The organism is Acinetobacter sp. WZC-1 (assembly GCF_052544965.1).
The window spans coordinates 2,796,912-2,820,371 of record NZ_CP199370.1 but is presented as its reverse complement, the minus strand read 5'-3'; the positions used below and the strand labels follow the sequence as shown (position 1 = coordinate 2,820,371).

At 45.9% G+C, this 23,460-nt stretch carries 21 protein-coding genes and 1 pseudogene; 14 read left to right on the top strand and 8 right to left on the bottom strand.

Features of this window, described 5'->3' with window-relative positions:
• Positions 1-6: 6 nt before the first annotated feature.
• The 6 genes and pseudogenes from ACT6PV_RS13180 (at position 7) to ACT6PV_RS13155 (ending at position 5,357) form a co-directional block, all read left to right on the top strand.
• Positions 7-384: a helix-turn-helix domain-containing protein gene (locus ACT6PV_RS13180; protein WP_445114631.1), complete on the top strand. Its 378-nt coding sequence runs from the start codon at positions 7-9 to the stop codon at positions 382-384.
• Complete coding sequence (locus ACT6PV_RS13175; protein WP_445117120.1) at positions 381-911, top strand: IS630 family transposase; 531 nt, start codon at positions 381-383, stop codon at positions 909-911. The genes ACT6PV_RS13180 and ACT6PV_RS13175 overlap by 4 nt, the downstream gene beginning before the upstream one ends.
• A 22-nt stretch (positions 912-933) precedes the next feature.
• A pseudogene (locus tag ACT6PV_RS13170) lies at positions 934-1,395 on the top strand (DUF2345 domain-containing protein); the annotation flags it as partial.
• 23 nt (positions 1,396-1,418) lie between these two features.
• Positions 1,419-2,489 carry a T6SS immunity protein Tli4 family protein gene (locus ACT6PV_RS13165; RefSeq protein WP_445116748.1) on the top strand — a complete coding sequence of 357 codons (1,071 nt, stop codon included), beginning with the start codon at positions 1,419-1,421 and terminating at the stop codon, positions 2,487-2,489.
• 35 nt (positions 2,490-2,524) lie between these two features.
• Positions 2,525-3,583: a T6SS immunity protein Tli4 family protein gene (locus ACT6PV_RS13160; protein WP_445116747.1), complete on the top strand. Its 1,059-nt coding sequence runs from the start codon at positions 2,525-2,527 to the stop codon at positions 3,581-3,583.
• A gap of 1 nt (position 3,584) precedes the next feature.
• Positions 3,585-5,357, top strand: a complete 1,773-nt coding sequence (locus ACT6PV_RS13155; protein WP_445116746.1) for a lipase family alpha/beta hydrolase — start codon at positions 3,585-3,587, stop codon at positions 5,355-5,357.
• Between the two features lie 428 nt (positions 5,358-5,785).
• On the opposite strand, the gene ACT6PV_RS13150 is transcribed toward ACT6PV_RS13155, so the two are convergent.
• Together ACT6PV_RS13150 and recG are read right to left on the bottom strand one after the other, a co-directional pair.
• Positions 5,786-6,415: a ComF family protein gene (locus tag ACT6PV_RS13150; protein ID WP_445116745.1), complete on the bottom strand. Its 630-nt coding sequence runs from the start codon at positions 6,413-6,415 to the stop codon at positions 5,786-5,788.
• Positions 6,416-6,512: 97 nt separating this feature from the next.
• A complete protein-coding gene (recG, locus tag ACT6PV_RS13145; RefSeq protein ID WP_445116744.1) occupies positions 6,513-8,558 on the bottom strand; it encodes an ATP-dependent DNA helicase RecG in 2,046 nt (681 codons plus the stop codon).
• A gap of 45 nt (positions 8,559-8,603) precedes the next feature.
• On the opposite strand from recG, the gene ACT6PV_RS13140 reads away from it, so the two are divergent.
• Positions 8,604-9,419 carry an NAD-dependent epimerase/dehydratase family protein gene (locus ACT6PV_RS13140; RefSeq protein WP_445116743.1) on the top strand — a complete coding sequence of 272 codons (816 nt, stop codon included), beginning with the start codon at positions 8,604-8,606 and terminating at the stop codon, positions 9,417-9,419.
• Between the two features lie 62 nt (positions 9,420-9,481).
• Here the strand turns inward: ACT6PV_RS13140 and plsB are convergent, their stop codons facing one another.
• Positions 9,482-12,058 carry a glycerol-3-phosphate 1-O-acyltransferase PlsB gene (plsB, locus tag ACT6PV_RS13135; protein WP_445116742.1) on the bottom strand — a complete coding sequence of 859 codons (2,577 nt, stop codon included), beginning with the start codon at positions 12,056-12,058 and terminating at the stop codon, positions 9,482-9,484.
• Positions 12,059-12,370: 312 nt separating this feature from the next.
• Between plsB and ACT6PV_RS13130 the strand changes: the two genes are divergently transcribed.
• Both ACT6PV_RS13130 and ACT6PV_RS13125 read left to right on the top strand, forming a co-directional pair.
• Complete coding sequence (locus ACT6PV_RS13130; RefSeq protein ID WP_445116741.1) at positions 12,371-13,246, top strand: acyl-CoA thioesterase; 876 nt, start codon at positions 12,371-12,373, stop codon at positions 13,244-13,246.
• Between the two features lie 166 nt (positions 13,247-13,412).
• On the top strand, positions 13,413-14,642 hold the full coding sequence (locus tag ACT6PV_RS13125) for a dicarboxylate/amino acid:cation symporter (protein WP_445116740.1): 1,230 nt from the start codon (positions 13,413-13,415) through the stop codon (positions 14,640-14,642).
• A 47-nt stretch (positions 14,643-14,689) separates the two neighbouring features.
• Here ACT6PV_RS13125 and yihA read toward each other — a convergent pair whose 3' ends face one another.
• From yihA to ACT6PV_RS13100, 5 genes are all read right to left on the bottom strand, one after another.
• Positions 14,690-15,508, bottom strand: a complete 819-nt coding sequence (yihA, locus tag ACT6PV_RS13120) for a ribosome biogenesis GTP-binding protein YihA/YsxC (protein ID WP_445116739.1) — start codon at positions 15,506-15,508, stop codon at positions 14,690-14,692.
• A gap of 97 nt (positions 15,509-15,605) precedes the next feature.
• Positions 15,606-16,043 (bottom strand): RrF2 family transcriptional regulator, encoded by a 438-nt coding sequence (locus tag ACT6PV_RS13115; RefSeq protein WP_445116738.1) that lies wholly within the window; start codon positions 16,041-16,043, stop codon positions 15,606-15,608.
• 163 nt (positions 16,044-16,206) lie between these two features.
• On the bottom strand, positions 16,207-17,418 hold the full coding sequence (hmpA, locus tag ACT6PV_RS13110; RefSeq protein ID WP_445116737.1) for an NO-inducible flavohemoprotein: 1,212 nt from the start codon (positions 17,416-17,418) through the stop codon (positions 16,207-16,209).
• Positions 17,419-17,568: 150 nt separating this feature from the next.
• Positions 17,569-19,086, bottom strand: coding sequence for a helicase HerA-like domain-containing protein (locus ACT6PV_RS13105; protein WP_445116736.1), 1,518 nt, complete (start codon positions 19,084-19,086; stop codon positions 17,569-17,571).
• A 38-nt stretch (positions 19,087-19,124) separates the two neighbouring features.
• Positions 19,125-20,351 (bottom strand): PLP-dependent transferase, encoded by a 1,227-nt coding sequence (locus tag ACT6PV_RS13100; protein WP_445116735.1) that lies wholly within the window; start codon positions 20,349-20,351, stop codon positions 19,125-19,127.
• 160 nt (positions 20,352-20,511) lie between these two features.
• Between ACT6PV_RS13100 and ACT6PV_RS13095 the strand changes: the two genes are divergently transcribed.
• From ACT6PV_RS13095 to rplW, 5 genes are all read left to right on the top strand, one after another.
• On the top strand, positions 20,512-21,264 hold the full coding sequence (locus ACT6PV_RS13095) for a type 1 glutamine amidotransferase (RefSeq protein WP_445116734.1): 753 nt from the start codon (positions 20,512-20,514) through the stop codon (positions 21,262-21,264).
• A 249-nt stretch (positions 21,265-21,513) separates the two neighbouring features.
• A complete protein-coding gene (rpsJ, locus tag ACT6PV_RS13090) occupies positions 21,514-21,825 on the top strand; it encodes a 30S ribosomal protein S10 (protein WP_004725677.1) in 312 nt (103 codons plus the stop codon).
• Positions 21,826-21,886: 61 nt separating this feature from the next.
• Positions 21,887-22,525 (top strand): 50S ribosomal protein L3, encoded by a 639-nt coding sequence (gene rplC, locus ACT6PV_RS13085; protein WP_445116733.1) that lies wholly within the window; start codon positions 21,887-21,889, stop codon positions 22,523-22,525.
• A gap of 11 nt (positions 22,526-22,536) precedes the next feature.
• Positions 22,537-23,139, top strand: coding sequence for a 50S ribosomal protein L4 (gene rplD, locus ACT6PV_RS13080; RefSeq protein WP_445116732.1), 603 nt, complete (start codon positions 22,537-22,539; stop codon positions 23,137-23,139).
• Positions 23,136-23,456, top strand: coding sequence for a 50S ribosomal protein L23 (gene rplW / locus ACT6PV_RS13075; protein WP_445116731.1), 321 nt, complete (start codon positions 23,136-23,138; stop codon positions 23,454-23,456). Before rplD ends, rplW begins: the two co-directional genes overlap by 4 nt.
• Positions 23,457-23,460 lie beyond the last annotated feature (4 nt).

Below are 23,460 nucleotides of genomic sequence, written 5' to 3'. Positions count from 1 at the left end.
ATCCATATGCCAAAGATATATTCAGAAGATTTACGCCGGAAAGTCATGGAATTCTACCGAAAGAGTGGTCATAAATCGAATACCTGCACGACGTTCAATATCGCCCGCACAACATTGGATGACTGGATTCTGCTTGAACAGCAGACAGGACAGCTGGCTCAGCCTAAACTTGTCAATGTGGGCAGACCTTCAACCATTAAGGATCTGCCTGCTTTCAAAGTATTTGTTGAAAATACAAAGTTCTCACAGGCAAAAGACCTGGTTCCACTCTTTAAAAACCAGTTCGGATATGCAGTTTCCTATGATGTCATATTGGCAACGCTTCATAAACTGGGATGGACGCATAAAAAAAGAGTTTCCTCTACAGACAGGCCTGCAAAATAAGCAGAACCGTATTTCAGTGGATTCTTCCTCAGTGGGAACAGGAATATGGCAGGGAAAATATTCTGTATATCGATGAATCAGGAATCAATACAACTGACACGGCAGAATATGGCTGGTCATTTAAGGGGAAATGCTGTCAGGATTTAAAGTCAGGCGGTCATGGAAAAAGAATGAGTATGATCAGTGCGGTAAGGTCGAGTGCTCCCTGCAGTTTTCTATCACCGCTGGTTTTTCAGGGTTCATGTGACAGACATTTATTTACAGGGTGGCTTGATTATTTATTTCGGAATTTACCCGGGTCAGGGTATCTTTTGATCCTGGACAATGCATCCATTCATAAAGGCCGGGAAATAGAACAGCTTGCTGAAACGTATAATGTACGGATCGCCTACCTTCCGGCATATAGCCCTGATTTGAATCCGATTGAACAGGCATGGTCTGTACTGAAAAGGAAAGTCAGGAATATTGTAAGTCAACAGAATATTTCCATCTGTGAGGCTCTGGATATCGGATTTAAAGAAATGTAGCCCTTAATTTGCATGTGGCTATAAATCCGGTGAAGGTGATGTGGACGTCACAGCACAAAAAGGAAAAATGACATTATCTTCTAAACAACAAATGCATGTGTATTCACTCAATGACCTTGTAAGAGTGGAAAGTGGAAAAGGTATTCTCATTACATCAGGTGGTGGTGGATATATCAAAATCGAAGATGGAAATATTGAAATTGGCTGTCCGGGTCTGATGGAACTTAAAGCAGGCCAGGTAAAAATCAGTGATGGCGCATCACTTTCCAGTCAGCTTCCAGCAATGCCTGAGTTGAAATCCAGCTATGACGAACATTTTATTTTGTACTATCCAGATGGAGCACCTGTAAAAAATCTTAAATACAAAATCACGGCGGAAGATGGGCAGGTTTTTGAAGGGGTTTCCGGTGAGGATGGTAAAACGGATGTTTGTACAAAAGACGTAATGGCCGTACTGAATATTGAAGTATTTCCGCCTGAATAAGGAAGAATTATGGGATGTAATATATGAAATTATTTAAGAGTATAATTCTTTGTTTATTTACAATAATGTCTTTCAGTGCCTGTTCAAATGTTGAGAAACAGAAAGAAGGAATTCAAATGATTGATTATCATAATCCGAAGAAAGTATGTTTTGGTCGTATTGAAGTGACTGTACCGAAAGAAACAGAAGTGGAATATAGTAACTTTAACTACAACGGCAGTAATATTGAAGTTGTGGAAGATATAAAAAATTATGACGCTTTTAAAAAACTGATTGCAGATAAAATTCAGTATTTAAAGCATGAACCTCATGAAACTGAAGGGGTTTTATTAAAGCAGGAAATACAGGGTCCTGTAGATCCAACTAGTCGTATGATTAGCCATATTATTGTTTTTAGAGATGGAAAATACGTTACATCACTTTATGAAATTTATGCTTATTTATATCTCCGCCCCAATAAATTTCTTATTTTAAAAAGTGGGGCAAGTAATGACTTGTTAAATGAATCAATAGCAGATATGCAGCATACCCTAAAAAGCATAAAAATAAGATCAACCAAAGGTGAAGAGCAGGCTGGTCTCTGCTGGAAAGAGTTTTTTATCGCTGATGATATGAGCAAAAACCTACCATTTATGGGTGGCAATTTGTATTTAGACTTTCCAGGTTACCCGGGTGTACGTGCAAATATAGATCATCGGATTCGATTGACATCAGATATTCCATTAATTGATCTAATGCGGAAAAATCAACAGGAATTGCCTGTAATGTTAAAATTACACCTCGATATGAAAAACCTGAGAGAACATGAAAAAACCATTCATGGTCTAGCAGGTGAAGAAGTGCTGAGTCATGTTTCTCAACGTGGTCATTTTGAACGTGGTTCAGAACTCGGTGCATGGCAATATTTAGGTTCTTTAGACAACAAAAATGACCCATATATTTATTACACTTTAGTCAGTGCTGTAATGACGGATCCTGATGAACCTTTGAACTCAAATGTCAGTCAAAAAAATTTTTTACGGTTGAATGACTTTATTCTAAATAGTATCCAGGTTTCACCAAATAATAAGAAGGAAAATAAAATACAGAAATAATCTTAAATTTAATCTTATTTAAAAGTGTAATTAACATGGTCCAATTAAGAATAGTTATCCTCAGCCTATTAACAACAATGTCTTTCAGTGCCTGTTCAAATGTTGAGAAACAGAAAGAAGGAATTCAAATGATTGATTATAGTAATCCGAAGAAAGTATGTTTTGGTCGTATAGAAATGACCGTACCCAAAGAAACACAGGTTGAATATAGTAACTTTAACTACAATGGGAGTAATATTTCAATTGATGGGAGCATCAAAACTTATGAAGCCTACCAGAAACTCATTAATGATAAGATTCAATATCTAAAAACTGAACCTCACAAAACCGAAGGCGTTTTACTTAAAAGTGAAACACAAGGACCTGTACAACAAGTTGGACGTTCAATCAGCCATATTATTGTGTATAGACAAGATAAATATACTACTGAAGCGTATGAAATATATGGTTATCTTTTTATAAGACCTGGTAAATTACTGGTTTTAAAAAGTGGCGCTGATAATGATTTGCTAAATGAATCATTAGCAGATATGCAGCATACCTTAAAAAGCATAAAAATAAGATCAACCAAAGGTGAAGAGCAGGCAGGTCTCTGCTGGAAAGAGTTTTTTATCGCTGATGATATGAGCAAAAACCTACCATTTATGGGGGGGCATTTGTATTTTAAATTTCCAGCTTATCCGGGTGTACGTGCAAATATAGAGCATAGGGTTCGATTGACCTCAGATATTCCACTAATTGATCTAATGCGGAAAAATCAACAGGAATTGCCTGAAATGTTGAAATTGCATCTCAATATGAAAAATCTGAGAGAACACGAAAAAACCATTCATGGTTTAGCGGGTCAAGAGGTTTTAAATCATGCACATCGACGTGGTCATTTTGAACGTGGTTCAGAATTGGGTGCATGGCAATATTTAGGTTCTTTAGACAACGAAAATGACCCATATATTTATTACACTTTAGTCAGTGCTGTAATGACGGATCCTGATGAACCTTTAAATTCAAGTATCAGTCAAAAAAATTTTTTACAGTTGAATGACTTTATTCTAAATAGTATTCAGGTTTCACCAAATAATAAAAAGGACAAATAATATGGCACAAGCCGTCGTAAAATCGCAATCTGCAACCAGTCCGACCGCAAACAAGATGGGTACAATGGTTGAGGTGCCGTTAAATGACACTATTCCGATTATTTTTATCCCAGGCATTATGGGTTCAAATATTTGTGATTTAGCAGGGAACCCAGTCTGGAGAATCGGAAATAGTGCATTGCCATTAAGTACTGTATGGGATCGTATGCAAAAATCCCCTGCAGTTTTACAAGAGGAATTAGACCCTGAAAAAACCCGTTTAGACACCAGTGGGACAATTAAGGTTGATCCACGTTTAAAACTGACTGAAAAAACCTTGCGAGAGCGCTATTGGGGGACAGTGCATTGGGCAAGCTATGGCGGCATTTTGACTTTTTTACAATTGCATTTAAACAATATTGCTTTAAGCAAACCATCTCCACCTGAAATGAATAAAGTTTCTGGCGATTCAATGGATATGCGAGCTGAGAGAATGGTATATGCAAGACAATTAGAATACTACAACAAAGCAACTGAATATACCGATAACTGGCTCAGTCTTCTGAATAATCAGGAAATTCAGACATGGCACCCTCAACAGCTACCCTTTATTAACATCATACAGAAAGATATCGAGCATTTAAAAGCCTTCCATTTTCCTGTTTATGCCCTGGGGTATAATTGGTTACAGTCCAGTGAAATTGGTGCGGCGATAGTTGCAGAAAAACTCGATAAAATTAAAAAAGAGTATGGTACAAGATTTCATAAATTTATTGTGGTCACGCATTCGATGGGGGGCTTACTCGGTCGTCGCTTAGTTCAACTTCGAAGTAGTGATATTGCAGGTGTGGTGCATGGTGTTATGCCTGCTGAAGGTGCGCCTGCGGTGTATCGCAGATTTGTCGCAGGTTCTGTAGAAGGTGCAGGTGCTAAAGCATACGCAACAGGGTTGGTATTGGGGAAAGATGCCGAACATACTACCGCTGTACTTGCCAATGCACCGGGTGGATTAGAACTTTTACCCAGTAGAAATTACAATCAAGGCCAACCGTGGTTAACCTTGCAAGGCAGGAATGAGCGTAATCAATTAATGCAGATAAAACTCCCGACTAAGAATGTTCGCGGCGAGGTTGATCCTTATGAACAAATTTATAAGGCCGACAAAGTCTGGTGGGAAATGGTCAAAGAAGAACTGATTGATCCTGCTAATATGGTAAAAAGAGATAATCCTAAAAAGTCCGTCAAAAGTGTATATTTTCTAAAAATCAATGCTGTACAAACCTTTCACGACCAGATCGCTAACCAATACCACCCGCATGCCTATGTGAATTATGGCGATGATGCGAAGTTGATCGGTTTTGGGAGTTTAACCTGGACTTTAGACAAGTCTTTAAAAGGGTTAACGCCACAGCAAATCAAAACGTTGCCTCGAGTGAGCAAGAAAGAAATAGATGCTTATAATCATCAGGTTTATAAAGATACAGCATATATGGGACCAGGTGCATCGTCTTATATTAAGGCTAATGTAAAAGAGAATAATGGGTTGCGATATATTAAATTGACAAATGGGAAATTTGGAACGTTTAAAATCTCAGATCAGGATTCAACAGGTGACGGTACAGTACCCTGGCAATCAGGTCGTGCACCTTTGAACCAGGCAGGTGTAAAGCAGACATTTAAAATGACTGGATTTGACCATCAAGGTTCATATAACAATGATCATGTACGACGTTCAGTTTTATATTCAATTGTGAAAATTATTAAAGAAAATAATATTCAGCCGAAGTTTAGATAAACCTGGATGTGTGTGAAAATTAAAAAACTTCTGCTGACATTCTGGTACATTTTACTCATGTCACAGGTAATCCCCCCTAAAAATAAAAGAAATTCAAGTGATTGATTATCGTAATCCGAAGAAAGTATGTTTTGGTCGTATTGAAGTCTTGGAAGATATAAAAAATTATGACGCTTTTAAAAAACTGATTGACGATATAGCCACATGTGGATTAAGGACTACATTTCCTTAAAACCGATCTCCAGAGCCTCACAGATGGGAATATTCTGCTGACTGACAATATTCCTGACTTTCAGGTGCAAATCTTCTGAATATATTTTTGGCATGATAGCAGGCAATCTAATAAGGGTTTACTATTGTAGCTCAAAAAATATATCTGGCTATAAACGTTTATTTGAACTGCTGTGTGCGGTTCTGTGCAGCAGTTTTTATTCCGCAGCTGCAATGCAGGCCGCATAAATCTGCTGGCAGCCGAGTTTTTCGAGCGCCTGGCTTAAGGCATGCAAGGAGCTGCCGGTGGTGACGACATCATCAATCATTAAAACCCGTCGGTATTTGCGGCGCTGTGTCCGAATTATCTGAAATTGCCGTTCCATATTTTCCAGGCGTTCCAGCCGGGTCAGTCCTTTCTGCGAATGCTGTGCCAACCGGATCACCGGTTGCCACACCGGAACCTGTAATTGTCTGGAAAGGAGCCGGGCAATGATCAGCATCTGGTTATAGCCGCGTTCCGCCAGTCGTTCGGTTGAAATGGGCATGGGGACAATGGCCTGAACCCTGGGCAGTTTTAAGGCCAGCAGACTGTGCGCGAGTAAGGTCTGATACTGCAATTGCTGCTCATATTTATATTTCTGAATGATACGATCGACTGGAAACGTATAGTGGTGTGCGGTCAGAATCTGTTGTTGATGACGCTCCACCTGTTGTCCTAACCACGGTAATTGCGTCCAGCAGTCTGTGCAGAGCGAATGTGATTGCTGCTGATCCAGTCCGCACAGCTGGCAGGGGCTGATTCGCTGAATACCTTTGTGGAGCATTTGATGGATCAACTGGAACATGGTTTTTATGCTGATTTTAAAGAGATGGGATTATGTCGGTCCCTGTTAATTTTGCACAGTCAGGGCAGCAGTGCAATCGCTTTTAAGCACAGGCCTTTTAAACATAGGCATAGCGTGGTGCTTCAGGCAACCATCGTTTCAGCAGCGCTTCAGCATTTTCAGGGTGATGCTGTAATACCTGCTGAGCCACATAATGCGCCTGACTGAGCAAATGCTCATCCCGTTCAAGTTTTGCCACTCTGAACCCCATATCGCCGGTTTGCCGGGTGCCCAGCAATTCGCCGGGACCGCGGATTTCCAGATCCTTTTCTGCAATAACGAAGCCATCATTGCTTTCACGTAAAATACGCAGGCGTTCCTGGCCATGCTGTGAAAGTGGACTCTTGTACAGTAATGCGCAGAAACTGGCGGTTGCACCCCGACCGACACGACCACGTAACTGATGCAGCTGGGACAGTCCCAGTCGTTCTGCATTTTCAATCACCATAATTGAGGCATTCGGTACGTCCACGCCGACCTCAATTACCGTGGTGGCGATCAGCAGCTGTAAGTTATTGTCTTTGAACTGCTGCATTACCCGCTGTTTTTCATCTGCTTTCATCTTTCCATGCACCAGCCCAATATTCAGATGAGGAAAACGTTGTCTGATTTCCTGGAAAGTGGCTTCAGCGGCCTGAGCATCCAGGGTTTCTGACTGTTCCACCAGGGTACAGACCCAGTATGCCTGTCGGCCTTCGGCACAGTTGCTGGTGATGCGGTTTAAGACTTCCTCACGCCGTTCCAGTGGAATGGTTACCGTCTGAATGGGTGTCCGGCCTGGGGGCAGTTCATCAATGACAGAAGTGTCCAGGTCACCGTAGGCAGACATGGCCAGCGTACGTGGGATGGGTGTTGCAGTCATCACCAGTTGATGCGGTGTGGTGTGGTCAACGCCTTTATTGCGCAGTGCCAGCCGCTGGTCCACTCCAAAACGATGCTGTTCATCAATAATCACCAGGCCGAGACGGGAAAATTCGACGTTTTCCTGAAACAGGGCATGTGTGCCAATGATCAGGTGTGCGCTGCCATCGCTGATGCTTTGTTCAGCTGCTGCACGGGCTTTGCCTTTTTGTTTGCCGGACAGCCAGCAGACGGTTAGTCCGAGCGGTTCAAACCATTTCCTGAAATTTAAATAGTGTTGCTCTGCCAGAATTTCAGTGGGCGCCATCAGGGCAACCTGCCAGCCTTCTTCCAGCGCATGGCAGGCAGCAATGGCGGCTACCAGGGTTTTTCCGGCGCCGACATCGCCCTGAATCAGCCGTAGCATGGGTTTATTCTGTTTTAAGTCATCAACAATTTCTCTGGACACCCGTTTTTGTGCCTGGGTCATAGTGAAGGGCAGTGTGGCCAATAAGGCTTTTGCAAATTTCTGACTGGCTGAAAAAGCAGGAGCAGCAATCCGCTGGATATAAGCCCGCCGGGTCAGTAGACTGATCTGATGGGCGACCAGTTCTTCAAAAATCAGTCGTTGCTGGGCCGGGTGCGACCCCTGTGACAGCTGCAGCATATTGGCATCCATCGGTGGATGATGAATATATTGCAGTGCCTGCTTTAGTGCATAGCCATTGGTCAATTTTTCCGGGAGTAGTTCGGGTAAATTGTCACTGTACTGACTTAATGCCTGTCTGATATATTCCCGCAGTTTCGGCTGACTGAGGCCCTCTGTGGCCGGATAGATGGCGGTTAACTGGCTTGCCGGTAAGGGTGTGTGTTCCGTAATCAGCTGAATTTCAGGGTGGTAGAGTTCAAGGCCCCGGGCACCGACACGGACCTCACCAAAAATCCGTAAGCGGTTGCCGGCCTTTGCCCGATCTGTCAGCGCTTTATATATATGATAAAAACGCAGGGTGACCTTGCCGTAATCATCCTGTAGCAGAATTGCCATCGATTTGCGTTTACCAGGGGGCAGGTCAATGGACTTGACAATACCTTCAAGCAAATAGCTGCGGCCCACCACCAATTGGTTCATGGGAATGATCGTGCTACGATCTTCATAATCCCGTGGCAGATGAAACAGTAAGTCATCTGTTGTAAAGATATTCAGTTTTTCAAATAAAGCAGCAGAGGCAGTGCCAACGCCTTGCAATTGATGGATTGCAGCCATTTGCCCTCAACCAGGTTTTCGGATCAGCGCGAATCAGGACATTCAATGCATATTTTATTTATGGGTTATGGTCAAACATCCAGGCGTGTCGCTGAAGCATTATTTCAGTCAGGCCACCAGATTACCACAATTAGCCGCAGTCGGAAAAGTGATGATTTTGCACAGCATCTGATTCAGGATGTCCGTCAGCCTGATCTGAGCCGGTTCAAACCGATCGATATGGTCTATATTCTGCTGGCGCCATCACACAGTACAGTGGAGGCTTATCAGCAGACTTATGTGGATTCGGTTGCGCCGATGGTCAATGCACTGCGCCCTCACCCGATTCAGAGGATTATTCTGGTGTCATCGACACGGGTGTACGGACAACAGCAGGGTGAATATATTGATGATGATACCGCATTGGTCCCGCATGACTGGCAGGGACAGTTGCTGTTGCAGATGGAACAGCGCTGGCAGCAGGCCTATCCGGCACAGACTGTGATTGTACGGCCTGCCGGAATTTATGGAATATCTGTTGCCCGTATGCTGAAACTGGCGGAAACCACTCGAAGCTACCCGGGTATTCACTGGTCAAATCGGATTCATATGGATGATCTGGCGGGATTGCTGGTTCATCTGAGTCAGCTGCAACAGCCTGAAAAATCCTATATTGCAACGAATAATCAACCTGTTCCCCTGCATGAAATAATCCTGTGGTTTCAGACGCAACAGCATCTACCGCGGCTGTTATTACAAAGTGAAGCTGTTTCAGGGAAACGGATTCTTGCCGCACGTATGTCGGAGAGTGGCTTTCAGTTAAGTCATCCGGATTGTTTTGAGGATTATCAGGGCATGCTGGATGCGCTAAAGAAATTTTAAATCAATAATATATTTAGTAATTTTTTAAAAACGCCACACGGTTGCGTGGCGTTTTGCGCGAATTACTTCTTTTTGCGTTTTAAGCGTTTTTTCGCCTGCTGAGCCGCAACGGCATCCAGCGCCTCCTTTAATTCCTGGTCGGTAAATGAAGTAATGTGCTGCAACATCTGCAGGGTGACATCATCCAGCACCAGATTGGCATATTGAGCAACATGACTGAAATTTTCATCGAAGATGATTGAACCATCTTCACTGGTGCTGATATAGCCCTGTTGCGTCAGTACCCGCAGGAAACTCTGGAACAGGGCTTTATCAAAGAATTCAGGAGAGTTGAATTCGTAAAGCACAGACAGACGCTGTCCCAGCAGATGGCTTAAATCTTCAACCTGTTTTGCTGAAATATTGCCGGAACCCCGCTGTGTGATCAGTGCCAGGGTCATATAATAACGTTCAAGGCTCTGCATGACTGGTGCGGCAAGTACTGCCAGCTGATTGTGATCCTCGGAGTTGCGTATCGGACTGTGCAGACAATTGTCCTCACTGTCTATGCTCAGCAGCCCAGCCTGTGCCAGTGCCTGAACATATTGTGCAATCTGTTCCTTAATTTCACTGTCTTGCCATTTCAGGAACAATTCTGCTTTCAGGAATGGGTAGAGGGTGCGAATCACATTGATCAGATCATGCTGATGAATTTTACCGTTATGCTCCACCATGGCTGCAATCAGTGACGGAAGAATGAACGCATGCAGAATGTTATTGCGGAAATAGGTGAGTAGCACCGCCTGGTTGTCTTCAATGGCAATGATATCTCCCAGCACATGCTGTACACGCTTGATCAGTTTCAGCTTCAGACCGTAGGCAATAATTTCCTTGCCGGACAGTGGCGTTACCTGGGTGCGCTCATCATAGGGCAGGGCTGTCACCAGATTACGGTAAGTGTCCAGTTGTTTGATGCAGATTTCTTCATCCAGTGTGTGTTTTGGCGTGGCCAGTAAAATCAGTGACAGCAATGAAACCGGATTAATCACCACGGCACGGTTGATATTTTCCTGAATGGTATGTGCAGCACTGTTTACGGTTGCTGAAACCTCAGCAGGAATTGGGTCATCATTATGGGCAATTCTGATTTGATCGGCCTGATGCTCTTTCAGAACATCATCCAGGAAGACCGGTTCACCGAAATTGACATGGACCTTACCAAAGATCCGTTCAATTTTTCTTAAGGCCTGAATAATGCCAAAAATGGATTCTGCTTCCTTGGGTTTACCATTCATTTCCCCGACATAGGTTGCCCCTTCCATCAGACGCTCATAGCCGATATAGGTGGGAAGAAAGACAATGGGCTTGGCCCGGCCCCGTAAATGGCTGTGTACTGTCATGGCGAGCATGCCGGTTTTTGGCGGCAGCAGGCGCCCGGTGCGGGAACGGCCACCTTCAATAAAATATTCAAGTGGCGTGTTGCGTGACAGGATGCTGAATAAATATTCCTTAAAAACAGAAGTATAAAGTGCATTTCCCCGAAAGGAACGACGGATGAAGAATGCACCGCCACCGCGTAATAACTGCCCGACAAAGGGCATATTCAGATTATCGCCGGCGGCAATATATGGCACCATCAAACCACGCTTATAGATGACATAGGACAACAATAAATAGTCAATATGGCTGCGGTGACATGGGGTATAAATGACCTCATAGTCTTTTGCCAGTTCGCGGGCCGTGCTGAAATTATGGACTTCCACACCATCATAAAGCTGGGTCCACAGACGGGTTAATGCCATATCTGCAAAACGGATGGCTGAATATGAATAGTCAGATACAATTTCATTGACAAAGCCAATGGCACGTCGCTCAGCTTCAACCAGGCTGATTTTTGCACGAACACTTTCCTTGCTGATGGCATCCTGTACATCTTCAGATTTGATCAGTGACTGCATGACATTACGTCGATCAGATAAATCCGGTCCCAGTACCACTTCGCGCTGGCGATCCAGGTATTCGTTCAGCTCATTGACAATATAGGTGGCCGGGGAAACATTCGGATGGCGTAACCGGGCATGGTTGACCAGTGCCCTCAGCGACTGGGCCTTGTGAAACTCCAGATAGGACTGACGTCCATGCAGACCAATATTCATCAGCTGTTTGACTGTGCCGGGGGTTGCCCAGGTGTCGGTAAACAGCAATTTAAACCAGGAATCTTCTTTATCCGGTGAGCGGCCCCATAGTACAGTGACTGGAATCAGCTCGACATCATAATTCGGATATTGCTCCAGCAGTTCAATCAGACGCAGTAAGCGGGGGGGGAATGACGATGCGGTGGGATGAAGTAAATTATTCTCATCCTGATGCTGTAAAAATAAAACCGCAGCCTTTTCCCGGTGTGTATCCACCATCAGCGGATCCAGCGCCGCAGGCAGTTTTAAGCGGCGTGTTTCGCCGTCCACCACCAGTGCATTACTACGTGAATGATTCTGTAGGACATAGCACACGACTTTTTTTTCTGTCGGTGCATTTTCATCTGTGCCTGTTGCGGTTTCAGGTTCAGCCGGGACTTCACCAAGAACATGTGGCGTGACGACCAGATCAAGTACCTTACTGGACAGTCGACGATACAGTTGACCAAAACTGCTCCTGGACATAAAAACTCCTGGCGAATGATGAATATCGCAGCTAAGCGAATAAGGGCGGATATTTTATGAAATAAAAGTACAAAACAATATGTCATTTTCGGACAAATTGTAGCGATACTGGTAGATTTTGTCGTTAAAAATCGTATTTTTAGTGATTGCCATATGAAAATCCAGTCAGCGCCACAAGCGTGTCAGTGAGCTGCTGCTGCATTTTCGCTGAAATATATGGCAGAATACAATAGATTATTGCTGATCGCCTTGCTCCGGGGCAGGGAATGCATTGAAAAATTTATCTGTAAACCGTCAGGCATGGACCCATATATGAATCATTTAACTCAGGAACTGGTGGACCTTTTAACCCTGGAAAAACTCGAGACACATATCTTTCGTGGCCAGAGTCGCAACCTGGTCGGTAAGCGGGTGTTTGGTGGTCAGGTACTGGGTCAGGCATTGCGGGCAGCGTCTCATACGACGGACCGGCCTGCAAATTCCATGCATGCCTATTTTCTATATGGCGGCGATATCAATGCACCCATTGTCTATGAAGTGGATATTTTAAGGGATGGCAAAAGTTTTCAGAGCCGGCAGGTTCGTGCCATTCAACATGGACGGGTTATTTTTTCTGCCATGGTCTCTTTTGCCAGCCACGAAGAAGGGTTGGATTATCAGATTGCAGAGCCGGAATATCCGGCACCGGAAGACTTACAGTCCGAGCAGGAACTGAAAGAAAACCTGGTGAACTTCATTCCTGAAAATATCCGGACGGCTTTCATGCGTCCGCGGCAGGTGGAAATCCGTCCGGTGAATATTGGCAATCCGTTTCAGCCACAGCCTGAAGCGCCTTCCTATGCACATTATTTGCGTACCCATGAGCAGTTGCCACAGCAATTGGCTGATGATGCTTCTCTGCACCAGGCCATTATTGCTTTTTATTCGGACTATACCCTGATGATGACTGCTTTGCGGCCACATGGACTGAACTATTTATCGCCAAGTCTGCAATGTGCCAGTATTGATCACGCCATTTACTTTCATAAGCCGCTGCGTGCCGATGAATGGATGCTCTATGATATGGATGCCACGGTCAGTGCCGGTTCAAGAGGGCTGAACTTTGGTCGGATGTGGCAAAATGGGCAGTTGGTTTGCAGTGCCACCCAGGAAGGCTTAATGCGGTTGCGTGAAATAGAAACGCAATAATTGCATATATAAGTTGTGATTGCTGAGTGGGGTATGGATGAGTCATTTTCGGTTTTAGGCTCTGCTTTTTACAGGGCATTTAACAAAGCGCTTCATAAAATAATGTCGATCATTCCATGTATCAATGGCATAGTACTGAAATGGATCAATCATAAAGCATGCAAAGATGAGCTTAAATACCCGGATTCTTATTGCCGCAGTCATCGGTGTGGCATTTGGTTTTTTTCTGAATTTATTTCCACAGACCCAATTTTTTAACAGCAGTTTATATCTGCTGGGTGTGATCAGCAGTATTTTTATCGGTCTGCTGAAAATGCTGCTGGTGCCGCTGATCTTCAGTTCCATTGTGGTCGGTGTGTCAAACCTTGAAGCCGGCGGGCAGTTGGGCAGGGTGTGGAAAATCACGTTGGCCTGCTGTGTCACCACCACCACACTGGCATTGATACTGGGACTGGCCTGCGCCCATATTTTTCAGGTCGGGCAGGGCGTTGATATTGCACTGTTTAAGGATGCAATGAGTCAGCATCAAAGTCCGGATACACTGACACCGGGTTCATTTTTTACCAATTTCATTCAGAATACCCTGATCAATCCCTTTAAGGCTTTCAGCGATGGCAATGTGCTGGCTGTGGTGGTGTTTGCGCTGTTGCTCGGGCTGACCCTGGTACAGGGTGGAGCACGTTTTCAGACCATCCGGGAGATTTCACGGCAGTTTTTTGACATCATGATGATGCTGGTGTCATGGGTCATGAAACTGGCACCCATCGGTATATTTGCTCTGCTGGCAAAGTTGATTGCCACGGAAGATATTTCCATTTTAAGCCGATTGGCTGAGTTTGCAGCTGTTGTGACCGGAACCACCATTTTTCATGGGCTGGTGGTATTGCCTTTATTGCTGTGGATTTTTGGGCGAATGGACCCGATCACGTTTTTTAAGGGCACCCGGGCCGCATTAATCACAGCTTTTGCCACCAGTTCCAGTTCTGCAACGCTGCCACTGAGTTTAAAATGTACACAGGAAAATCTGGGAGTCAGACCACAGATCGCCGGTTTTGTGGTGCCCTTCGGTTCACAGCTGAATATGGATGGTACTGCACTGTATGAAGCAGCAGCGGCTTTATTTATTGCCAGTTTAATGGGCCTGGAGCTGTCATTGACCCAGCAGTTAATTGTCTGTCTGACCGCGATGATTGCTTCACTGGGCGCGCCGGGGATTCCCAGTGCAGGCATGGTGACCATGATTATGGTCTTACAGTCTGTGGGCTTGCCGGCTGAGGCCATTGCAATTTTGCTGCCGATTGATCGCTTGCTGGATACTGTACGTACCGTGGTCAATGTCCAGGGCGATATGATGATCAGTGTGGTGGTGGATCGGCATACCCGGGAGACCGGCTGACAACAGGAGCTGATCAGCCATTGCCGGAGATGGGCCGAATATGCAGTCTATTCAGCCGGATGGCTGTTGTTGTCAATATCTACCTGCTCAGGCTCAATATCTTCTTCAGAGGCCATTGGAATTGAGGCGAAATCAGGATTGGCAGGCTGGTCAAGGGTGTAATTCAGTCGCCCTGCCATGACACTGGCCAATTCTTCAAGCCCCTGTTTATTCAGTGAAGAGAACAATTGAATTGAAAACACCAGCTTCATTTTTTTCAATTGTTCCTTTACATCGAGCAGGGCTTTACTGGCCGGTCCCCGATTGAGCTTATCCGATTTGGTCAGCAGCACATGTACGAATAACTGACGTGAATAGGCCCATTCCAGCATCATGACATCAAAATGCTGCAGTGGGTGCCGGATGTCCATCAGTAATACCAGGCCCTGCAGGCTTTTACGATGAATCAGATAATTTTCCAGTTCCTTCTGCCATACGATTTTCATTGCTTCAGGCACGGCGGCATAGCCATAACCGGGTAAATCCACAAGACGCTGGTCCGGATTACCCAGGCTGAAAAAGTTGATCATCTGTGTGCGGCCGGGTTTTTTGGAAGCCCGTGCCAGCTGCTTTTGATTGGTCAGTGCATTAATGGCACTGGATTTACCGGCATTGGAGCGGCCGGCAAAGGCAACTTCATAACCACTGTCTTCCACACAGAGACTGAGTTTGGGCGCACTCATGAGGAATTCTGCCCGACGCAGCCAATTCAGCGAAGCAACAGCATAGGCGGTAATGGCAGAATCAACCTTTTTTTCGTAGCTGATTTTCTGCGCTGGTGCTCTGGTCGTTTTACTGTTTTTTGACTTCCCACTGCTGCGATGCATAATTCAACTTCAATAAAATGATTGACAGGCCGTATTATAAAGCAAGTCCATGGTTCAGGCGAACTTTCAGGGCCTGTTGATGCGGCAGTACTGCACCTCAGAGATTGATCAGTGCAATGGGGGAGCTTCTGGCGGGTTGTGGCGGCGCGGTCAGTACATCAGCAAGGGCATACTGATCTAGCTGATGGTAGAACTGCTCCACAGCTTCATCCAGAATTCCCTTTAAGCCACAACGGGAGCGTAAAACACAGGGTGGGGTATTGCATTCCACAATGGGGGTCTCCCCCTGTAGAATGCGGACGATTGAACCCAGTTTCAGCTGCAGGGCACCGGGATTCAGACGTATTCCACCGCCTTTGCCGCGGGTGGTCAGAATCCATTGCTGTTTGCCCATAAAATGTACAATTTTCACCAGGTGATTCTGAGAAACCTGCAAATCAGTTGCGATTTCTGCAATGGTATAAGGCGTATCTTTCGCACTGGAAATATACATGAGTATACGCAAGGCATAATCAGTGAATTTATTGAGTTGCATGGCATCAGTCAATCTATTGCTGTAAATAGAGAAGGTCAGGGTCTGCCGCATTTCACGGCTGCCTGTGCCAGGGGACACTTTCGGGTCGATGGCACAGGCAGGGCTGAAATGTCAGTAGAAGCTAGTTTATCACAGGCTGATCTGATGCAAAACGAGCAGGCGATCAGCTGAGTTTGACGCCGCCTGTACCAAAAGCTTCACTATGGATGTTTTCAGCAGGAATACCCCGGGCAACCAGTGCTTTATGCTGCTGGGTCATAAAGGCTGCCGGACCACATAAATAATAATCGGCATTGGCCGGGAGTAAAGCGGTATCGATGGTACTTAAATCCAGCCGTCCGGCCACATCATAATCCTGTCCTGGAATATCGCCTTCATGCGGGAATTCATAGGCTGTAAAGGTACTGAGCTGTGGATACTTTGCCCTGGTTTCCTGAATATGCTGTTTCATTGCATGCACCTGGCTGCTGCGACAGGCATGAATAAAGTTGGCCGGTTGGGGCATGTCCAGCGTAATCAGTTGATTGAGCATTGCAATCATTGGCGTCAGACCGACTCCGGCACTAATGAAGACATTGAGTTTGTTGCTGTCAATCAGGTGAAAGTTACCTGTAGGTGCCGACACTTCAATTTCTGAACCTTCTGCCAGTCCATGCAGTGTGCTGGACACCCAGCCGCCGGCCAGTTCCCCTTTTTGGTCTTCACGTTTTACCGAAATGCGTAAGTAGTCGGCCTGTGGACTGGTGGACAGACTATATTGCCGTGGTTGTTTTAAACCCAGTTCCTCGACAAACACACGCACCGAAATATATTGACCGGCCTGATACTGCGGTAAGGCTTCACCATCTACAGGTTTAAGATAGAATGAAGTGATTTCCTCACTTTCCATGACTTTTTCAGCAATTTTAAAATTCCGCCAGCCCAGCCAGCTGCCTTTTGTATGCAGGTGTTGTGCATAGATTGCCTGTTCTGTATTGATGAACAGGTCAGCCAGCTGACCATAAGCCGCTGCCCATGCAGCAATGAGTGGATCTTCCATGGAAATATTCAGCACTTCGCTGATGGAGTGCAAAAGGTTGTCGCCCACAATATTATAATCGGGTGACTGAATATTCAGACTGACATGCTTATGGGCAATCAGTTCAACAACCGGTAAAAGTACTGAGGGGTCTTCAATATTTTCTGCATAGGCCAGCACGGCTCCTGCAAGGGCCTGAGCCTGGGCACCACTGCGCTGATGTCCCATGTTAAAGGTTTCCTTTAATTCCGGATGATTGCCCAGCATGCGCTGATAAAAATATCCGGTTAATGCCACGCCATTTTCACGAAGGACAGGCACGGTTGCTTTTACAAGGTCGATTTGCTGTGGAGTCATGGCTGATCTCTCCTCACTTTTGTTTATAAGATGTATTTAAAATACATCTTATAAAGTGTATTTGCAATGCACTTTATAAAAATAACCCTAAAAAAATGAAGGGATATAAAAATATCCCTTCATTTTAAATCAGTTGTGAATGGTTGATCGTTAGCGTTTGCCAAACAGGGACCCCAGTAACCCCCGGACAATTTTCTGACCGGTGCTGCCACCCAGACTGCGGGCTGCGCTTTTGGCAAAGGTGCCAATCACATCCTGGGTCAGTTTTTCACGGTCACGCTGCGCTTTGTCGGCAGCTTTCTGCTGCTCTTTTGCCAGTTGCTCCTGTTCTTTTGCCTGCTGTGCTGCAACAGCATCTGCCTGTTGCTGTTGTTCACTTTCAGCGACCTTTTTCTGTAATGTCTCATAGGCACTGTCGCGGTCCACCATCTGATCATAGACGCCGGCAACAATGCTCTGTGCCATGTATGCCTTACGTTCATCCACACTGATTGGGCTGAAGGATGAATAAGGTGGCATCACCATGCCACGCTCGACAATCTGTGGTGTACCCTGTTCATCCAGACAACTGATCAACGCTTCGCCGACCGCCAGTTCGGTAATGGCCTGATCAACTTTAAACTCAGGGTTGGCCCGGAATGTATCGGCAGCAGTTTTGACGGCTTTCTGATCTTTAGGGGTAAAGGCACGCAAGGCATGCTGGACCCGGTTGCCCAGTTGTCCCAGTACACTTTCCGGTATATCAAGCGGGCTCTGGGTCACAAAATAAATGCCGACACCCTTGGAGCGGATCAGTCGGACCACCTGCTGAATTTTTTCCTGTAATGCTGCACTGGCATTGTCAAACAGTAAGTGGGCTTCATCGAAGAAAAACACCAGTTTAGGTTTGTCCGGATCACCGACCTCAGGCAATTTTTCAAACAACTCAGAGAGCATCCACAGTAAGAAAGTGGCATAAAGTTTCGGGGTGTTCATGAGTTTGTCGGCGGCCAGCAGGTTGATATAGCCGTGCCCCTGACTGTCGGTCTGGATAAAATCCATGATGTCCAGACTCGGCTCACCAAAGAACTGTTCTCCGCCCTGATCGGCCAATGCCAGCAGATTGCGCTGAATGGCGCCCAGGCTTGCAGGAGATAAATTGCCATATTCAGCCTTGAGGGCAGCAGCATTTTCACTGACATAGGTCAGCATGGCTTTTAAGTCCTTAAAGTCAATCAGTAACAGGCCCTGATCGTCTGCAATCCGGAACACTGCAGCAAGGACCCCTTCCTGGGTGTCATTTAAGTTCAGCATCTGGGCAAGCAGTAAAGGGCCGATTTCTGAAATGGTTGTACGGATTGGGTGCCCCTGTTCACCGAATAAGTCCCAGAAAATTACTGGAGACGGTGCAAAGGGAATGCTGTCGATGCCCAGGCTCTTAATCCGTTCCTGCAGTTTTGGGTTGTTTTCCCCGGCTTTGGCAATGCCGGAGACATCCCCCTTGGCATCTGCTAGGAATACAGGAACACCCAGCCGGGAAAAATTTTCAGCAAGTACTTTCAGGGTAACGGTTTTACCGGTCCCGGTTGCTCCCGCAATTAAACCATGACGGTTGGCAAACTGTGAATGCAGGACGATATCCTGAGATGAGTCTGAGGTCTTTCTGGCAATGACAAGAGGTGTGCCCATATGATTTCCCATTTCTGTTTATTAAAAAGTTTCAGTGTTTAAAGATCCGATATGACTGATGGCTGATCACTGTGTGATTTTAACTGATGCAGTGCCTGAGCAATATCCTGGATTAAGTCTTCGGGATCTTCCAGTCCTATGCAAAAACGGACCAGTAAGCCCTGTTGCAGATGTGCAGAAGTTGCTGTCCGGACCTGTTTCAGATCATACAGCATGACCAGGCTGATCGGGCCTGCCCAGCTGAAACCGAGTTTAAACAGGGACAGGGCATCGCAGAACTGACGTACGGCTATTAAATCATATTGCTGTTTAAAAATAACACTGATCAGTCCGGCACTTTTTCCGGTGGGGCAGTTTTCCAGCCAGAACTGATGACTGGCGACATTGTCCGGATTTGCCGGATGCAGGACCTGTGCAAACTCGGATTGTTGCTTCAGCCATTCCAGCAACATTCGGGCACTTTGTGCCTGGTGTTCATAGCGGATCTGCATGGAGGGCAGGCTGCGCTGAATCTGTGCAGCATCATCGCCCGAAATGGAAATGCCCTGAATGGCATGGACGCTGAGCAGGCGGTGATGCAGTGTTTTATTTTTTGTGGTTACAGCACCCATTAAAATATCGCCGCCGCCACTCGGATACTTGGTCAGTGCATGTACGCTGATATCCACACTTAAGTGTTCATCTGAGAAATCAAAGGCATGAAATGCAAGGCCGGCTCCCCAGGTGTTGTCCAGCGCAGTCAGAACCTGGGCCTGCTGAGCTTTTTGCACCAGTTTTTTCAAATCCGGAAATTCAAGTGTCAGTGAGCCTGCTGCTTCCAGCCACAGCAGCCTGGTCCGATCGGATGGGATAAAGCTGTTTGCATCCAGCGGATTATAGACTCTGACCACAATGCCGCAGTGAGTTTTCAGGTAACGCAGGTGTTCCATATTCGGGCTGTAAATATTGTCTGCAACCCAGACTTCGTCGCCGTGATTCAGAAAACTGGCATTGACCAGCTGAATGGCAGACAGGCCGCTGGGCGCAAGCAGACAAAAGTCACCACCTTCAATCCGGGCAATACTGTCAGCAAGTGTATAGGTGGTTGGTGTGCCATGCGTGCCATAACTATAGTCATAAGCATCGCTCCAGTGGCGGTTGAATAATGCATCGGTGTTTTTAAAAATAATGGTGGATGCACGATATAGGGGAGGCTGAATCGTGGAGATATATTGTGGCGCATTTCGGGGCGCATGCAGCAAGGCAGTCTGGGATTTTTTTTTCACGGATTTACTCAGAATTTCAGTATCGGGCCGGTATCATTAAGAAAAGCATAATAAATACAGAAGACAAAGCAAAGAATTGTGAACATTCATGAACACAAATGAGATTGGCTTCATTTTTGCTAGTACTTGGCTATATACGTAAAAAATCAGGGTGCTTAAAATGAAAAAATTAAAGGTGCATTATTTTCAGCATATTGCTGGTGAAGGTTTTGGCAGTTGTCACGATTATCTGAAAGCACAGGGCGCGGAGATCACCGCCACAGAGTTTTTTGCCCTGCCGGTAGAGCTCCCACTGGAAATAGAAGCATTGCCCCGTATGGAGGATGTTGATCTGCTGATCATCATGGGCGGGACCATGAGTGTCAATGACGAAGCCAATTTCCCGTGGCTGAAAATTGAAAAGCGCTGGATTCGACGTTATCTGGCAGCCGGAAAGTCTGCCATAGGCCTGTGTCTGGGCGGGCAGCTGATTGCCAGTGCGCTCGGGGCGGCGGTCGGCCATCATACTGATCCGGAAGTCGGATGGACAACGGTACACAGTGTCAAACATGCCCCGGATTATTGCTTTAAGCTGCCGGATCAGTTCCGGGTCATGCAATGGCACAATGAAACCTTTGAAATACCGAAGGGAGCGGTTCATCTGGCGGAAAACAGTGTGTGTCGTAATCAGATGTATCAGATCGGGACCAATGTACTGGGGTTTCAGTTTCATCCGGAAATGACACCACAGACGCTGGAGCTGTTCCTGGAGAATGAGGAAGAAACAGCAAGCTTCAGTGGCGACTTGCAGCCTTCCACGGAGCTGAAAAAATCTGATCGGCGCAGTTTTATGGAAGGCAATCAGTTGCTGAATAAGGCCATTGCCTATGTTACGGCATTTCATGCCGGTGCCGGTATGGCTTCCAGTGCCTGAGGGCTATACTGCGGATTGCAATGCATGCGGACTTTCAAAATAAAATTTTAAATCGAATTGCATAAGACTTAAACAGCCGTTATAATGAGCGGCCCTCAATATGGGGGGCTGTATGACGACAGTCATCAGATATCGTTACAGTCGTGGCATCGATCACGACCTTAGTGATTTTCACTGCCTTTGACACTTACCAATGGGTGAGGTGCGTCAAGGGTGATTCTTTATATATTTGGCTTGGAGTTTACTGGTATGTCTAACCAGAGAATCCGTATCCGGTTGAAGTCTTTTGATCATCGTCTGATTGATCAATCTTCCCAGGAGATCGTAGAAACCGCTAAGCGTACTGGCGCACAGGTGTGTGGTCCAATTCCGATGCCTACCCGCATCGAACGCTTCAACGTTCTTACTTCACCGCATGTGAATAAAGATGCGCGTGATCAATATGAAATTCGCACCTATAAACGTCTGATCGATATCGTTCAGCCAACAGACAAAACTGTTGATGCGCTGATGAAACTGGATCTTGCGGCGGGTGTTGATGTTCAGATCGCATTGGGTTAAGGCTTTCGGTTAATTAACATTCTGATAAGTTAATTAAGCCGCTTTTTTAGAGGTTACACACATGGCTATTGGTTTAGTCGGTCGCAAGTGCGGTATGACCCGTATCTTCACAGAAGCCGGCGTTTCTGTGCCGGTTACAGTGATCGAAGTTGATCCAAACCGCATCACACAGATCAAAACACTTGAAACTGATGGTTATCAGGCAATTCAGGTGACGACTGGTGAGCGCCGTGAATCCCGCGTTACCAGCGCTCAGAAAGGTCACTTTGCGAAAGCAGGTGTTGCTGCCGGTCGTCTGGTAAAAGAGTTTCGCGTTGCGGAAGCTGATCTTGAAGGTCGTGAAGTCGGTGGTACGATCGGTGTTGATTTGTTCACAGTCGGTCAAATTGTTGATGTTACCGGTCAGTCTAAAGGTAAGGGTTTCCAGGGTGGTGTTAAGCGCTGGAACTTCCGTACTCAGGATGCGACACACGGTAACTCGGTTTCTCACCGTGTTCTCGGTTCTACAGGTCAGAACCAGACCCCTGGACGTGTGTTCAAGGGCAAGAAAATGGCTGGTCACCTGGGTGATGAGCGCGTGACTGTACAGGGTCTGGAAATCGTTTCTGTTGATGCTGAACGTTCAGTTCTGGTGGTCAAGGGCGCGGTTCCTGGTGCAACTGGTGGCGACGTTATCGTTCGTCCTGCGATTAAGGCCTGAGGGGAAATAACGTGAATTTAAAAACTGTTTCCGGCTCTGCTGTTGAATTGTCTGAAGTTGCTTTCGGACGTGAGTTTAATGAAGCGCTTGTACATCAGGTGGTTACAGCTTATCTGGCTGGTGGTCGTCAGGGTTCAAAAGCTCAGAAATCACGTGCAGATGTTTCTGGTGGTGGTAAAAAACCATTCCGTCAGAAAGGTACTGGCCGTGCCCGTGCAGGTTCCATCCGTAGCCCAATCTGGGTGGGTGGTGGTAAAACTTTTGCTGCCCGTCCACAGGACTGGTCTCAGAAAGTGAACCGTAAAATGTACCGTGGCGCCATGCAGTGTATTCTGGCTGAACTTGTTCGTCAGGATCGTCTGGTACTGGTTGAAGAGTTTGCTGTTGCAGCACCTAAAACAAAGGAACTGCTTGCAAAACTGAATGACCTGAATGCTACACGTGCATTAATTGTAACTGATGCAGTTGATGAGAATCTGTATCTTGCAGCGCGTAACCTTCCACATGTTGATGTGGTGGATGCAACTGCAATTGATCCTGTGGGTCTGATTGCGTTTGAAAAAGTTGTCATGTCCGTTGCTGCTGCTAAGAAAATTGAGGTAGAACTCGGATGAACAACGAACGTATCTATCAAGTCCTGAAAGGGCCTGTATTCTCAGAGAAAGCACAAGTTTTAGGTGATACTGCCGGTGTTCAGGTATTTAAGGTTGCACTTGATGCAAACAAGCTTGAAATCAAAAAAGCAGTAGAACAGCTCTTTGGTGTGGAAGTTGTGAAAGTGAATACAACCATCACCAAAGGTAAGACAAAACGCTTTGGTAAGACATTGGGACGCCGTTCCGATGTTAAAAAAGCATACGTCACCCTGAAAGCCGGCCAGGATGTTGAAATGGCTGACTTGGGCGATACCGCTGAAAGCGCAGCGGAATAAGGAC

Excerpts from the sequence above, each read along its gene's own strand:
- ACT6PV_RS13180 (WP_445114631.1), top strand. The coding sequence starts at position 7 with ATGCCAAAGATATATTCAGAAGATTTACGCCGGAAAGTCATGGAATTC.
- ACT6PV_RS13165 (WP_445116748.1), top strand. The coding sequence starts at position 1,419 with ATGAAATTATTTAAGAGTATAATTCTTTGTTTATTTACAATAATGTCT.
- ACT6PV_RS13160 (WP_445116747.1), top strand. The coding sequence starts at position 2,525 with ATGGTCCAATTAAGAATAGTTATCCTCAGCCTATTAACAACAATGTCT.
- ACT6PV_RS13155 (WP_445116746.1), top strand. The coding sequence starts at position 3,585 with ATGGCACAAGCCGTCGTAAAATCGCAATCTGCAACCAGTCCGACCGCA.
- ACT6PV_RS13150 (WP_445116745.1), bottom strand. The coding sequence starts at position 6,415 with ATGTTCCAGTTGATCCATCAAATGCTCCACAAAGGTATTCAGCGAATC.
- recG (WP_445116744.1), bottom strand. The coding sequence starts at position 8,558 with ATGGCTGCAATCCATCAATTGCAAGGCGTTGGCACTGCCTCTGCTGCT.
- ACT6PV_RS13140 (WP_445116743.1), top strand. The coding sequence starts at position 8,604 with ATGCATATTTTATTTATGGGTTATGGTCAAACATCCAGGCGTGTCGCT.
- plsB (WP_445116742.1), bottom strand. The coding sequence starts at position 12,058 with ATGTCCAGGAGCAGTTTTGGTCAACTGTATCGTCGACTGTCCAGTAAG.
- ACT6PV_RS13130 (WP_445116741.1), top strand. The coding sequence starts at position 12,371 with ATGAATCATTTAACTCAGGAACTGGTGGACCTTTTAACCCTGGAAAAA.
- ACT6PV_RS13125 (WP_445116740.1), top strand. The coding sequence starts at position 13,413 with ATGAGCTTAAATACCCGGATTCTTATTGCCGCAGTCATCGGTGTGGCA.
- yihA (WP_445116739.1), bottom strand. The coding sequence starts at position 15,508 with ATGCATCGCAGCAGTGGGAAGTCAAAAAACAGTAAAACGACCAGAGCA.
- ACT6PV_RS13115 (WP_445116738.1), bottom strand. The coding sequence starts at position 16,043 with ATGCAACTCAATAAATTCACTGATTATGCCTTGCGTATACTCATGTAT.
- hmpA (WP_445116737.1), bottom strand. The coding sequence starts at position 17,418 with ATGACTCCACAGCAAATCGACCTTGTAAAAGCAACCGTGCCTGTCCTT.
- ACT6PV_RS13105 (WP_445116736.1), bottom strand. The coding sequence starts at position 19,086 with ATGGGCACACCTCTTGTCATTGCCAGAAAGACCTCAGACTCATCTCAG.
- ACT6PV_RS13095 (WP_445116734.1), top strand. The coding sequence starts at position 20,512 with ATGAAAAAATTAAAGGTGCATTATTTTCAGCATATTGCTGGTGAAGGT.
- rpsJ (WP_004725677.1), top strand. The coding sequence starts at position 21,514 with ATGTCTAACCAGAGAATCCGTATCCGGTTGAAGTCTTTTGATCATCGT.
- rplC (WP_445116733.1), top strand. The coding sequence starts at position 21,887 with ATGGCTATTGGTTTAGTCGGTCGCAAGTGCGGTATGACCCGTATCTTC.
- rplW (WP_445116731.1), top strand. The coding sequence starts at position 23,136 with ATGAACAACGAACGTATCTATCAAGTCCTGAAAGGGCCTGTATTCTCA.